We start from the raw sequence: 13,144 nt of genomic DNA, 5'->3' as shown, positions 1-13,144 counted from the left end.
GTAATAAAGTATTAAGCGTTTGCTGTATAATGAAACAGCAAACGCTTAATTATATTAAAGAAGGAACAACCAAGATCCGTAATCCTGACTTTTACTGCGCATTACCGACAAAAAATGTCGCATTAGCCATCATCAGTTTACCATTCTCCCAGAAATTCCTGAAGATAATATCATCTGTCAGGTAAGTTACTGATCCTTTTCCGACGGATTGCACAGCAAACACAACCCCATTTTTGAGGTATTTTTGCAGTTTCTCTCCTACAAAACCACTTGTTCTGGCATTTTCTCCAATATATCCTACATTCCATCCTTTATCATTTCCAGCAAATTGATAGATTTTATCGTCTTGTTTTAAGGTATAATAGCTCTCATACCCAAACATTAGCGGATGAGAAGGATCAATCGTCAATTTGAAGATAGCACCGGCAGTATAGTTTGTCAGTGCATTCCGCTCCCTGTCCCCGTATTTAACCGTCGTTTTGGGTGTCGTTGGCAGTATGGTATCCTTCTTCACTAATTTCATCGAACTCCACGATTGGCTGCTAAGCTGATCAACCGCTGTCTGCATAGCGATTACTTTACCTCCGGCCTGAATCCACTTTGTAAACTGCTCAGATTGTGCTTTATCTTTCAGGAATGGATATTTTCCGGAAGGAAGTATCAACACATCGACTTTCGACCAGTCGGTACGGTCATAATCTCCGACATTGATCAATGTAATCGGATACTTTAATTGCCGGTCGAAATAATGCCAGATTTCCCCACTATTAATGGATGAGGTCCCCTCTCCCGTAAACATTGCGACCTTTGGAGCTTTGATCTTCACAACCGAAGGGCTACCGAAATCACGTCCTTTATCTACATAACTGGATTGCAGACTATGAATACGGATCTGATAACGATCTCCCAAAGCAGTTAGTTCACCCGCAATGGTATTTGCGAATTTCTCATTTCCTTTCTTGAGAATCACAACGGATCCGGAAGGAAAGATTTCATTGCCAATGGTAAAGGGTTCTTCGGAATACTTGATAGCATAACCTTTCTTCAACAGTTCAGAAGTAATCTGTGCGACGGCAAAGCCATTCCATTTTATTGCATAACCCATTGTTGCCGATAACTGGTTGCGAATACTATCGCTCTCATAAGACTTCCCGAGCGCAATAGCAGATTTGGAAGCATATGCTTCCAATCCATATACATATGGCATTGCCCATGCAGTGATATCGTAGGTGACTGAATCATTCAATTTTGCGTGAGGCTCAAACAGTACCCGGATCAGAGCCGCCTTGGGTTGATTCGCAGGGATCACCAGATCCTTTTCTGCGCATACAGCGCTTTCCTCTTTTGCTGTAGTATAATTATATCCTTTAAAACTTCCTTTTCCAGTATAAGTCTGAATATCGTTATTCTTCAGGAAGGTACGCAGAGCATTCAGCTTTGCAGCATATTTATCTTCATACTTAATGACATATGACTGATAAGAAGAGAGTTTCCCACTTACAGCCTGATTATAAAAATCTCTAAACTCTTTGATCAGTTTAGGTGCATTCTCAGCAGAAACCTGCACAATATTAATTCCGGAAGCATGGTGATGTATGGCACGATCTACCAGTGTCAGCGTATCCAGCTCATCGGTAACCACACCCAAACCTGCTGATCCGTTGCCTGCCTGTTCATAAGTCATACCAATAGAACCTGAATACGTCGGATACGTATCTCCATAAGAAGGATAGAACAGGTCAAATCTTTCCTTTGTAAAATACAGCCATCCTTTCTCATCGAAATAACGGGCATTGAATCGTCCTATTGTTTCCTGAAAAGCTCGTTGCCAGGGTGTGATTACCTCATGTAAGGGCTCTGCTGCAGGAGGAAAGAAGTATGGATTATTAATTCCTTGTTCGTGAAAATCAACGTGTACCTGTGGCAACCACTTATTGTAAAAAGCAACCCTTTGCTGGCTTTCCACCTGCGTCTGCCAGGCCCAGTCTCTGTTCAGGTCAAAATAATAATGATTTGGCCGACCTCCCGGCCAGGGCTCATGATGCTCACGGGCGTCTCGTCTGGCATTCAGCTGATCACCTACGACACTATTATACCAATTGACATACCGGTCAGTCCCGTCAGGATTGAGACAAGGATCAATAACGATCACTGTCTTATCCAACCATTGCTTAGCCTTTTGATTCGCCGGATTAACCAGATCATAGAGTGTCAGCATAGATGCTTCAGCAGATGATGATTCGTTACCGTGAACATTATTACTCATCCAGATAATCGGAGGAGTTTGTTCATCCGCCTGTTTTCCATCATTTAAAGAATGTGCCAGCCGCAGGTTATTCTGACGGATCTCTTCAAGACGATTTATATTCGATTCTGATGAAATAAAGGCAACATATAGAGGACGGCCTTCATTTGTCGTGCCGTATTGTTGCATGCGAACAGTTTTAGGACTCTGTTCAGCCACATGCTTATAATAACTGATTAGCTTCCAGTGTGGCGTCAGTTTGGTTCCTACAGGATATCCCAAAAATTCAGAAGGAGATTTAAGCTGTGCCCATCCGGTAACTGTACATAACAGCAAGAAAAAAAGGAGTCTTATTTTCATTTGTATATAATTTGTTTTGCAGGTGATAAAGCCATGCCTGCACGAGGCAGATGTTTGATTTTTAATTGAATTAAATGAGCTTTTTTTCTGACAACTCACACGTTATTTTATGCGTCTCACTTTCGTAAATAAAAAATCAACATGGTTTCATCTTAATAGATTGATCAATTTAGGATACAAGAATATTCTTTTAACTAAAATTGGCATTTTATTTTACTTAACCAAATTATAAGAGTAATAGTATAACAAAAAAGGCATTTCATGAATATGAAATGCCTCAAAATCTTATATTTTACTATTTTAAGCGATACGTGTTGTGCCATCTGCAGTTTCTACAATGTATGGCGTAAGCGATACGCCGAACTGCTGTTGATAAGATTCACTGATTTCTTTTATAAATTGATCTGAAAAGTCCTTTTTGATTAAATTGATAGTACATCCGCCGAAACCTCCACCCATCATGCGTGCGCCTAATACTTCAGGATATACACGGGAGGCATCTACCAGAAAGTCCAGTTCTTCACAACTCACCTGATATGCTTTACTAAGCCCTTCATGTGAAGCATAGATATGCTGCCCTAAAGAAACCAGATCCCCCTTTTCCATCGCCTGACAGGCTGCCACAACCCGGAGGTTTTCTTCTATAACGTATCTGCATTTGATATACACATCCTCATCTCTGTTCTTCACCACCTCATCCAACATCTCTACCGTAACATCTCGGAGGCTTTTTACTTCCGGATATTTTTCACGGATCCAGGAAACTCCCAGCTCACATTTTTCACGACGTTTGTTGTACTGAGAGTCTCCCAGCGAATGTTTGACATTCGTATTCAATAACAAAATCATATAGTCACCCAGCTCCAGCGGAAAATATTCATATGTCAAAGAGCGACAATCCAGTCTGAACACCTGATCTTTCTCGCTGAGAACAGAAGCGAACTGATCCATGATCCCACATTTTACACCAACATATGTATGCTCAGCAAGTTGCCCTATTCTGGCGATATCTATCCGCGAAAGATCCAGTGAAAACAATTCATTTAAAGCAAAAGCCGTGGCGCATTCTACGGCTGCTGAAGAAGAAAGGCCTGCTCCTGCAGGGACATCTCCGTCAATGAATAAATTGAAGCCTCCGACATGTAATCCCCGTTTCTGAAGTTGATCTACTACGCCCAAAATATAGTTTGGCCATTCCTTTTCAGCAGGCTGCATATCTGTTACAGATATCTGAAACAACTCCCTGAAATCTGCAGCGTAAAGATGAATTTCATTATCCTCTCTCGGTGAGACGGCTACATACACAGCTTTATTGATCGCTGCAGGCAGCACAAAACCATCATTATAATCGGTATGTTCTCCAATAATATTAATGCGTCCCGGAGATTTAACAATAATAGAACTGGGATGCTGAAAATGATTATAAAAACTATCTTGGATATTCTGGATATTCATCTTAGTTACTTTGTTGTTTATAATGGATGCCTGATAATTCTCTTAACTTTTCTGCTGCATATTCCGGAGTGATATCACGCTGAGGATTGGCGAGCAGTTCATATCCAACCATAAATTTTTTGACTGTTGCGGAGCGTAATAATGGAGGATAGAAATGCATATGCCAATGCCATTCCGGATGATCTCCACTATTGACAGGAGCCTGATGCATTCCTGCTGAATAAGGAAATGATGTCTTGAACAGGTTATCATACCGGATCGTGAGCTCTTGCAGCGTTGCAGCCAGATCCAGCTTTTCTTCTTCAGTAAAATCTGCAACAGACTGAATGTGTCTTTTACTAATAATCATGGTTTCATATGGCCAGCTTGCCCAGTAAGGCACCAACGCCACGAAATGTTGATTGTTGATGAGAATACGTTCTCTCTTCCGGAGCTCCAGTTTCAGATAGTTTTCGAGCAATGATACTCCGTTTTTCTCAAAATACAGGCGTTGTTGTTCTGTTTCCTTTTGGATTTCAACCGGAAGACTTCCCTGTGCCCATATCTGTCCATGCGGATGTGGATTGCTGCAGCCCATAATGGCTCCTTTATTTTCAAATATCTGGATATACCTGATCCATTCTTCTCGAGATAAAGTATTAAATTCGCTTTGCCATACATCTACCACAGCCTTAATTGATGATACATCCATTTCTGGTAATGTAAGATCATGCCGGGGGCTAAAACTGATCACTTTACAGATCCCTCTTTCTGTTTCAGCGACTAATAGTCCATCTTCGTCTTCCGTTCCCGCTATCGTATCCGGCAGTAAGGCAGAAAAATCATTAACAAAGACAAAGCTTTCTTTATAAGGTGGATTTATCGCTCCATCTGCACGTACATTGCCCGGACACAGATAACATTTTGGATCATAAGCAGGTCTGTTGTCAGCCGGCAAATCTTCGACCTGTCCCTGCCACGGACGTTTACTGCGATGAGGGGAAATCAAAACTTTCTCTCCTGTCAGCATATTGGTTCTGCTGTGCGGAATATCTGCAAAGGATAGGTTCAGGTTATTCATTACTTACAATTACTTTATAATTTGAGCATTACATCAATATGTAAAGTTAAATTTATAAAGCAGGTAAGTTACTATAAATTATTAAAAAAAAATAACAATCAGTCATTAAATCAGTTCAGGGAAAAACTGTCTTGAAAAATCCTTAAACGACCGGCTTTGTTCCTTTGATCAATTCAAAAATGGTAATTTCGGGTAGTATACCCACACGTCCGGGATAGCCAAGGAAGCCATAGCCAACGTTGACATAGAGTTGTTTGTTTTGCTTTTCCCTGTAAAGCCCCGCCCATTCCTTATAAATATATTTGACCGGGCTCCACTGAAAGTTTTCAGTGCGCACACCAAATTGCATACCATGTGTATGACCTGCAAACATAACATCTACATCTGTATCCAGCACTTCTGCGCGCCAGTGAGAAGGATCATGAGAAAGAAGTAACTTAACAGGTTGTTCTTCAGTACCCATAAGCGCTTTTTTGAGATCTCCCTTTTTCGGAAATCTGCCTGTCCCCCAGTTCTGAACACCTACTATAGCGATCTCTTCGTTACCAACCTTTAATGTTCTGTTTTCATCCATCAGAAGATCCCAACCCATTACTTTGTGCGTATCGATTACATCCTGCAGATTTTTTCTCTTGGCAGGTGAATCTTCCTTGCCGTAATAATAATCTCCGTAATCGTGGTTCCCTAATGTGGAAAACACACCCAGATCAGCTTTCACACGGGTGAAGATATCCTGATAATCCCGCATTTCAGAAGCCACATTATTAACCAGGTCACCAGTAAAAAAGATGGCATCAGGCTTCTCACCCAATAACATATCGATACCACCGGTCACAGCCTTTTTATTATAAAAACTCCCGGAATGTACATCTGAAATCTGTGCGATACGCATACCATGAAAGGAAGCCGGCAAATTGGGCAGATAGAGCTTTTTTCTCCGGATACGATAGTCGTATGCACCGGAAACTATCCCCCATCCTAAAGGCAGGATAGGCAACGAAGCGATAACAATACCGGATTTCATTAAAAATTCAGATCTTGAAATTCCTTTTTTAGGTGTCTCCGGTAAAGGCTTTTCTAATTCCTTGATTCGATCTTCCAGCTGCTCTTTCTTACGCGCAGGTCTCAATAATCTTGAAATCCATACGCCTCCTCTCCGGATATCATCGATCAGGATAACCAGAAAAAAGAAGAATTTGCAGGTAGCGGTCAGAAAAAATGCGACCAGTATAATCGAGCGGTAAGTAAGTGGAATATTATACTTCATACCGATAAATACTCCGGTCAAAAGCAAGATGGAATAAGCCCACCAGGCATAACCGAACCATTTCTTATGTACCAGTTTAATTTTAGTAGCCCGAAGTGCGAAAAAAATATAAAAATCTAATATAAAAAGTATGACAGCATTAATAATCAACATCGTCTATTGCTTTAATTTTTGTTATTGAGCGCCAAATTTTTTAACGCTTCTATCCATTTGGGATCATCATTCAGACTTTCAACCAGATGAACTTCCTCACCTCCCGCAGCCTTAAATTCGTGCGCATATTCTACCTGAATTTCATCGAGTGTTTCAATACAATCCGCTACAAAAGCCGGGCTGAATACCAGCAGTTTTTTTACACCCTCTTTAGCCAGACGCTGCAAGGCATCTGAAGTATAGGGCTGTATCCAGGGGGTCTTACCAAGACGTGACTGAAAACAAATTGTATAGCTCCCCTCCTGTAGTCCAAGTTTATGTATGATGGCTCTGGAAGTAGCATAACACTGTGACAGATAACAATACGGATTAACCTCGGCTTTACACGAGTCACAACCCGTATCCGGGCAGTTTAATGTACCTGTAGGATCCACTTTTCCTAACTGACGTACAGGAAGCCCATGATAACTGAACAGGAAATGATCGTACTTAGACAAATCCAATGCTTTAGCATGATCTGCAAACACATCGATCATTAACGGATCATCACAATAATTACTAACGAAACTTACTTCAGGAAAGTATTGCCACTTGCGCATTAACTCCATAACCCTGTCAATAACAGATCCGGTAGTCGCAGATGCATATTGAGGGAATAATGGAATAACCCGGATAGACTCTAAAAACATACCTTCCATCTTTTTGAGCGCCTGCTCTATAGATGGGTTCTGATAACGCATCGCCAATTCTACATGATACTCTTGTCCCAACTGTTCCTGCAGCATTTCTGCCTGCAGTACACTGTAATACATGAGTGGAGACCCTGTTTCCTTATCCCATATTGTCTTATATACTTTTGCGGATTTGGGAGCACGTGTAGGTGCAATGATTCCTTTCACCAACAACATGCGGTTGAAATAAGGAATATCAATTACGCGACCATCCATCAGAAATTCGGTCAGATACTTACGAACATCCGGAGTACTAGGAGAATCAGGAGTTCCAAGTTGAACCAGCAGAATGCCTTTGGTTGCTTTTTTAGTCATAGCCAACAAAAATAAGGATAAATAAAGGTTGAGCCGCCTTTATAAGGAGAATATGAAACTTTCATGACGGGACACTACAGTGCTTCTATGGCTTTCTGTACATCTTTCATTAACCACATCGGTGTAGAAGTCGCTCCACAGATACCGACGCTGTCATTTTCACTAAAGACACTGCTATCAATCTCATCTGTACCAGAGATAAAATAGCTATTGGGATTTGCCTTCTGACAAACATCAAACAGAACTTTTCCATTAGATGATTTTTTTCCGGACACAAACACGATTTTGTCATACTGACGAGCAAAGTCTCCCAGATCTTCGTATCTGTTTGACACCTGACGGCAGATCGTATCGTTAGCTTTGACATCATATCCACGTTTGATCAGTTCCTCTTTAATTTCGTAAAACTTATCAACGGATTTGGTTGTCTGACTATATAGGGTAAAACTGGCAGGTAAATCCACATTGTCTAATTCGGTAATATCCTGAAAAACCAATGCTTCATCATTTGTCTGTCCCTGAAGTCCAATAACCTCTGCATGGCCGTGTTTTCCAAAAATCAAAATCTTCTCCTCATCATCATGAGAGGTTTTGATTCTGTTCTGCAATTTAAGCACTACCGGGCAGGAGGCATCAATCAGTGTAATATTATTTTTGAGTGCAATTTTGTAGGTTTCCGGAGCTTCGCCATGTGCACGTATCAACACTTTTTCATGTTGAAGAGCAGGCAGATCTTCATGATTAATAATACGTAAACCTTTTGCTTTCAGTCTTGCAACCTCTTCATCATTATGTACAATATCTCCAAGACAATATAAATAACCATCCTCTTCCAGAATCTCTTCGGCCATATCTATAGCATACACTACACCGAAACAGAATCCGGAATCTTTATCTATTGTTACAGTCAGATTTTTACTCATAATACAAAACTAAGCATTACATATCATATCTGATATGCCGGATATGATAATTTACATTTGGAAAACTTTGTACAAGACTTATGTTCTGCTTATTACCTGATATTCTCATTTTTTATTTTCGAACTTACATTTCACCTTTTAGTTGCTAAATTTCATACCTTTGCAAAAATTTTAATATTGTAATGGCAACTAACAGAACTTTTACGATGATCAAACCAGATGCAGTAGCAAATGGTCACATCGGCGCGATCTTAAACGACATCATTTCAGGCGGTTTCAAAATCGTAGCATTGAAATACATTCAATTGACTAATGAATCTGCAGGAAATTTTTATGCAGTACACAAAGAACGTCCTTTTTATGGTGATTTGGTAAGCTTCATGACTTCGGGACCAATCGTTGCAGCTATCCTGGAAAAAGACAATGCTGTTGAAGATTTCCGTACACTTATCGGTGCAACCAATCCGGCTCAGGCAGCTGAAGGAACAATCCGTAACAAATACGCAAAATCTATTGATGCAAATGCAATCCACGGATCTGATTCTGATGAAAATGCTGAAATTGAAGGAAACTTCTTCTTTTCTCAATTCGAAAGATTCTAGTCTGCAGACTGAAAAGAAAATAAAAAAATCCTTCCCGGAATCGGGAAGGATTTTTTTATTAGAAATAAGTGGCTAATCTATTTAGAAGCCTCTACTTTTATTTCTTTTACTCCTATATGCGTTCTTCCAAACATATCTACAGCCTGAATTTCAATTTTGTGATTTCCGGCCTTTAGCTTTGGTAGTTTCATTTTCCACAAGTGTGTAGAAGAGATACCGTCAGAAGGTCTTCTTCCGTCCAATAATTCTTTTGCCAGATCATAGCTGCTGACGGCATACACATAAGCCGGATCAGCTTCCTCAGCATAATCCATTGCTTTCCATGTACCGTCATCAATACGATACTGTACATTATCCCCTTTACGACCAATAAAAAAATTGGCATAAATCGGGTAACGTCCGGAGTATTTCTGCGCAACAATTTCAGGCCCGTAGATAGCGATCTGATATTGCGGATCCTTGCCTGCTACTTTATAATCAAATGTATATTGGTTGCCTTTGATATTCAATACAGCATATCCCTTTGGTGTTCCGTCACGCATAGTAGATACCGGCACCCCAAGTTCATTTTTAATTCCGGAATACCAATCGCCGGATGTTGTTCCTACATTATATTCATGATGAGGCTTAGACTGCTTCCATCCGTCCTTTTGATCATAGAAATTTTGAGTCTGGAAATGGGTATGCGCAGACAACGAAAGCGTATGTGGGAAATCAGCCAACAGATCGAATAATCGTTGACGATCTGCTACACGAAATACATCATCGTGCTCCAGTAATAATGGAATATGAAATGCCAATACAATAAGTCTGTCTTTTGGTACTAGCTTGAGATCATTTTCTACAAAATCCAGTTGCTCTTTCCGGAATCCGCCCAGATAACCTTTTCCTTTTGTAGGGTGGGGATACAAGATGTCATCCAGTACTATAAAATGAGCATTACCATAATTGAAAGAATAATTATTAGGGCCAAAAGTCGCTTCAAATGATTCATCAGAAAGAGAATCAGTAGTAGCGTCATAATTCATATCATGGTTACCCATGACCTGAAACCAGGGCAATCCCATTTTGGCAATTGTTGTCTGATATGCCGGATGCAAACTCAGATCATCGCCGACTAAATCACCCAGACTGATACCGAATTTTGCAATTTGCTTATCGCCAATCTGATCAATCACACCTTTTTTGAAAAACTCCAGTTCATCCAATGTATAAGCTTGCGGATCTCCAAAAACAAAAGCAGAAAAATTTGCATCTTCTTTTGCAGGGATTAACGCAAAATCTACGGGTTTTGTTAATTTTCCCGTAGCAGCTACACCTGCATATTTACTGGCCGGACTTCCTTCTGGTTTGTGTATGTAATAAAACTGAGGGTGATTGTTAGCATTAACCGGGATACTGTAATCTGTAGGTTTGATAACAAAAATAATATTATCCTTACCCAATGGAAGTTCATACTTACCCTTAGCATCGGTCTTTACAACCTGAACACCGTTACTGACAGACACATTGGGTATGCCAGCTTCTTTCTGCTCACGCACACCATTTTTATTGGCATCAGCAAATACAGTCCCTCTCACTACATCCTGTGCATGCAGGGTTGAGAGTATAGATAAAAAAGTTAAAAATGTCGAAATTTTCTTCATAGTAGCTATTTTGCGTTTCCGCAAAAATACATTTGCTCCATAAACCCAAAATCAGCACATTGTTAAGAAAATGTGAAGAAAGACACTATAGAAAAAGCTTTTAAAAAGTCCTTTTTGACAGATATTCATCCTCCTTTTCAGTCATACGCTTTTTATCTTCCGGCTTCTTGTCATGATAGCCACAGAGGTGCAATACGCCGTGTATCACCACACGATGTAACTCGTCCCGTTCTGCAACTTTAAATTTTTCTGCATTATCCTGAATCCGTTCGATACTGATAAAAATATCGCCGGCTATCGTATCTTCTTCCTCTGAACTATCAAAAGTGACAATATCTGTAAAGGTATCGTGATTGAGATATTGTTTATTGATCTCTAACAGATATGCATCTGAAGAAAAGATAAAATTCAATTCTCCTACACGCTTAAAGCCTTCTGACTTAACCGTATCTGCAATCCATTGACGGATTTTTTGTTTTTCCTTTGGTTTGAAATCAGTATCCTCTGCAAAGAAATTAATATTCTTCATGTTGTCCTATTTTTTAATCTTATAAAAAGCTTCTGCTATCCATGTAGGACTGCAGTATTATGGTTGCGGATATCGTATCTACCAATCCTTTCTGCTGACGTTTTCCCTTTTTCATACCACTCTGAGCAATCACGGCAGAAGCCATTTTTGAGGTAAAGCGTTCATCCACCTCAGCAACCGGAATAGTGGGAAATTGCTTTTTCAGTAAGCGGATAAAACCGACTACGTGGGAGGCTGACTCCGAGTCTGAGCCGTCCATTTGTCTTGGTTTACCTACCACAAAAGTTTCTACCTCTTCTGTTTGCAGGTAATTCTTCAGGAAGTCAAAAATTTCATTAGGATGCACAGTTGTGAGAGCATTTGCCACAATCTGCAAAGGATCCGTCACTGCAATTCCTATTCGTTTCGTCCCGTAATCAAATGCCATTAACCGCATATCTGTTTGTTTTTACAAAAATACTATTCCAAAATGACAAAAAGATTAATGTCTATGCAAGTGAAAATCTATAATTTTGCTAGACTATATTAAAACAATTCAAATGAAATATCCCGATAGCACAACAAATACAGACGGGATATTCCATTTGGCTCTTAAAAAAACAAATTGCATATATGAAATTAACATTTGTGACTGCTCTGTTATGCTGGATAAGTGTGATGGCATTTGGTCAGACCTACAGTTCTACGATCAGTAAATTCAGAGCAGATCAGCAGACAGCATTGGCGAAAGAACAATTTGGCCCGCTTCGTCCGCAGGATATTGCTCATCTGCGTTATTTTGAACCCGATCAGCAATATAAAGTCACTGCTACTGTGGAAATTCTATTCAATGAACCTACTTTTCGTATGCCAACCTACGATGGTACCAGTAATGAGTATAAGAGATATGCATTGCTTCATTTTACACTTAAAGGAGAGAAAGTAACCCTTACCGCTTACCAAAGTGCTGCTTTATTTCAAAATCCTGCTTATAAAGATCATTTATTTTTACCATTTTTAGATCAGACAAATGGTAATCAGACATATGAAGGAGGCCGGTATATCGATCTGGACAGTAAAGATATTAAAAACAAGAGTGTAGAAATCGATTTCAATAAAGCATATAATCCGTATTGTGCGTATAGTAACGGATACAGATGTCCCCAACCTCCTGCAGAAAACCATTTACAACTGGCAGTAGAAGCCGGTGAAAAGAAATATCTTGGACCAAAAAATGAAAGACCTGTGAACAAAAACGCAGCAAAAGGCTTCACTGAAGCTGAGAAAAAGAAAATAAATACAGGTACTGCCTCACAAATCATGTATGTATTGCAAGTGACGGAGCCGAATGACCTGGAGATCTTAAAGGCTCCTTCTCAAGACATCAAGTATGATGATCCTTTATTAGATTTACTATCCCAACGTATGTATGCGACTGTAAATGATCCGGATCATTCGGGCGTAGGGATTGCTGCTCCACAGGTGGGGATCAATAAAAATGCAATCTGGGTACAGCGATTTGACAAAAAAGATACTCCTTTTGAATTCTATGTAAATCCGAAGATTATCTGGCGATCCAAACTTACACGTAAAGGAGCAGAAGGTTGCCTGTCCATCCCATCCAGAAAAGAGGATGTATTACGCAGCTATGCTATCCGTTTACAGTACGTAAATAAAAATGGTGATATTATTGAAGAAAATATCGAAGGGTTTACGGCTGTCATTTTTCAACATGAAGTCGATCATCTGTATGGGATATTATTTACAGACCGGTTAGAAGAGCAGGCCGATACTCCGCATGTCTCTCTGCAGGACAAAATTGAGTTTTCCATTCCTCCGAAAAGTATACTCCCTTAATTCACTGCAAACAGGCTATCCG

11 protein-coding genes are annotated in these 13,144 nt (G+C 40.0%); 2 read left to right on the top strand and 9 right to left on the bottom strand.

The annotated features are described in order from the left end of the window. Nucleotides 1-91 precede the first annotated feature (91 nt). The 6 genes from B4B65_RS01870 to B4B65_RS01845 all read right to left on the bottom strand — a co-directional run bounded on the left by B4B65_RS01870 (nt 92) and on the right by B4B65_RS01845 (nt 8,509). Nucleotides 92-2,605, bottom strand: a complete 2,514-nt coding sequence (locus tag B4B65_RS01870; protein ID WP_293912865.1) for a M14 metallopeptidase family protein — start codon at nt 2,603-2,605, stop codon at nt 92-94. Between the two features lie 300 nt (nt 2,606-2,905). Beyond that, nucleotides 2,906-4,060 (bottom strand): galactokinase, encoded by a 1,155-nt coding sequence (locus B4B65_RS01865; RefSeq protein WP_293912863.1) that lies wholly within the window; start codon nt 4,058-4,060, stop codon nt 2,906-2,908. 1 nt (nt 4,061) lies between these two features. Then, nucleotides 4,062-5,120 carry a UDP-glucose--hexose-1-phosphate uridylyltransferase gene (locus B4B65_RS01860; protein ID WP_293912861.1) on the bottom strand — a complete coding sequence of 353 codons (1,059 nt, stop codon included), beginning with the start codon at nt 5,118-5,120 and terminating at the stop codon, nt 4,062-4,064. Nucleotides 5,121-5,262: 142 nt separating this feature from the next. Beyond that, the gene (locus B4B65_RS01855) at nt 5,263-6,540 is read right to left on the bottom strand and encodes a metallophosphoesterase (protein ID WP_201681279.1); all 1,278 of its coding nucleotides are present in this window, start codon (nt 6,538-6,540) and stop codon (nt 5,263-5,265) included. Nucleotides 6,541-6,551: 11 nt separating this feature from the next. Next, nucleotides 6,552-7,586, bottom strand: a complete 1,035-nt coding sequence (gene hemH, locus B4B65_RS01850) for a ferrochelatase (protein WP_293912859.1) — start codon at nt 7,584-7,586, stop codon at nt 6,552-6,554. Nucleotides 7,587-7,660: 74 nt separating this feature from the next. After that, nucleotides 7,661-8,509 (bottom strand): 4-hydroxy-3-methylbut-2-enyl diphosphate reductase, encoded by an 849-nt coding sequence (locus B4B65_RS01845; protein ID WP_201681277.1) that lies wholly within the window; start codon nt 8,507-8,509, stop codon nt 7,661-7,663. A 182-nt stretch (nt 8,510-8,691) separates the two neighbouring features. On the opposite strand from B4B65_RS01845, the gene B4B65_RS01840 reads away from it, so the two are divergent. Further along, the gene (locus tag B4B65_RS01840; RefSeq protein WP_002997935.1) at nt 8,692-9,111 is read left to right on the top strand and encodes a nucleoside-diphosphate kinase; all 420 of its coding nucleotides are present in this window, start codon (nt 8,692-8,694) and stop codon (nt 9,109-9,111) included. 77 nt (nt 9,112-9,188) lie between these two features. Here the strand turns inward: B4B65_RS01840 and B4B65_RS01835 are convergent, their stop codons facing one another. The 3 genes from B4B65_RS01835 to ruvX all read right to left on the bottom strand — a co-directional run bounded on the left by B4B65_RS01835 (nt 9,189) and on the right by ruvX (nt 11,722). Then, complete coding sequence (locus B4B65_RS01835) at nt 9,189-10,757, bottom strand: calcineurin-like phosphoesterase C-terminal domain-containing protein (protein WP_293912852.1); 1,569 nt, start codon at nt 10,755-10,757, stop codon at nt 9,189-9,191. A 100-nt stretch (nt 10,758-10,857) separates the two neighbouring features. Beyond that, nucleotides 10,858-11,286, bottom strand: a complete 429-nt coding sequence (gene ybeY, locus B4B65_RS01830) for an rRNA maturation RNase YbeY (protein WP_293912850.1) — start codon at nt 11,284-11,286, stop codon at nt 10,858-10,860. A gap of 19 nt (nt 11,287-11,305) precedes the next feature. Continuing rightward, nucleotides 11,306-11,722 carry a Holliday junction resolvase RuvX gene (gene ruvX / locus B4B65_RS01825; RefSeq protein ID WP_293912848.1) on the bottom strand — a complete coding sequence of 139 codons (417 nt, stop codon included), beginning with the start codon at nt 11,720-11,722 and terminating at the stop codon, nt 11,306-11,308. Nucleotides 11,723-11,898: 176 nt separating this feature from the next. On the opposite strand from ruvX, the gene def reads away from it, so the two are divergent. Further along, a complete protein-coding gene (gene def, locus B4B65_RS01820; RefSeq protein ID WP_293912846.1) occupies nt 11,899-13,122 on the top strand; it encodes a peptide deformylase in 1,224 nt (407 codons plus the stop codon). The last annotated feature ends 22 nt before the right edge of the window (nt 13,123-13,144 follow it).

This window comes from Sphingobacterium sp. UBA5789 (assembly GCF_002418355.1).
Lineage (GTDB): Bacteria > Bacteroidota > Bacteroidia > Sphingobacteriales > Sphingobacteriaceae > Sphingobacterium.
This window is presented reverse-complemented; position numbering and strand designations above follow the sequence as displayed.

Coding starts and splice junctions, on each gene's coding strand:
- B4B65_RS01855 (WP_201681279.1), bottom strand. CDS start 6,540: ATGTTGATTATTAATGCTGTCATACTTTTTATATTAGATTTTTATATT.
- ruvX (WP_293912848.1), bottom strand. CDS start 11,722: ATGCGGTTAATGGCATTTGATTACGGGACGAAACGAATAGGAATTGCA.
- ybeY (WP_293912850.1), bottom strand. CDS start 11,286: ATGAAGAATATTAATTTCTTTGCAGAGGATACTGATTTCAAACCAAAG.
- B4B65_RS01840 (WP_002997935.1), top strand. CDS start 8,692: ATGGCAACTAACAGAACTTTTACGATGATCAAACCAGATGCAGTAGCA.
- B4B65_RS01845 (WP_201681277.1), bottom strand. CDS start 8,509: ATGAGTAAAAATCTGACTGTAACAATAGATAAAGATTCCGGATTCTGT.
- B4B65_RS01860 (WP_293912861.1), bottom strand. CDS start 5,120: ATGAATAACCTGAACCTATCCTTTGCAGATATTCCGCACAGCAGAACC.
- B4B65_RS01835 (WP_293912852.1), bottom strand. CDS start 10,757: ATGAAGAAAATTTCGACATTTTTAACTTTTTTATCTATACTCTCAACC.
- B4B65_RS01870 (WP_293912865.1), bottom strand. CDS start 2,605: ATGAAAATAAGACTCCTTTTTTTCTTGCTGTTATGTACAGTTACCGGA.
- B4B65_RS01865 (WP_293912863.1), bottom strand. CDS start 4,060: ATGAATATCCAGAATATCCAAGATAGTTTTTATAATCATTTTCAGCAT.
- def (WP_293912846.1), top strand. CDS start 11,899: ATGAAATTAACATTTGTGACTGCTCTGTTATGCTGGATAAGTGTGATG.
- hemH (WP_293912859.1), bottom strand. CDS start 7,586: ATGACTAAAAAAGCAACCAAAGGCATTCTGCTGGTTCAACTTGGAACT.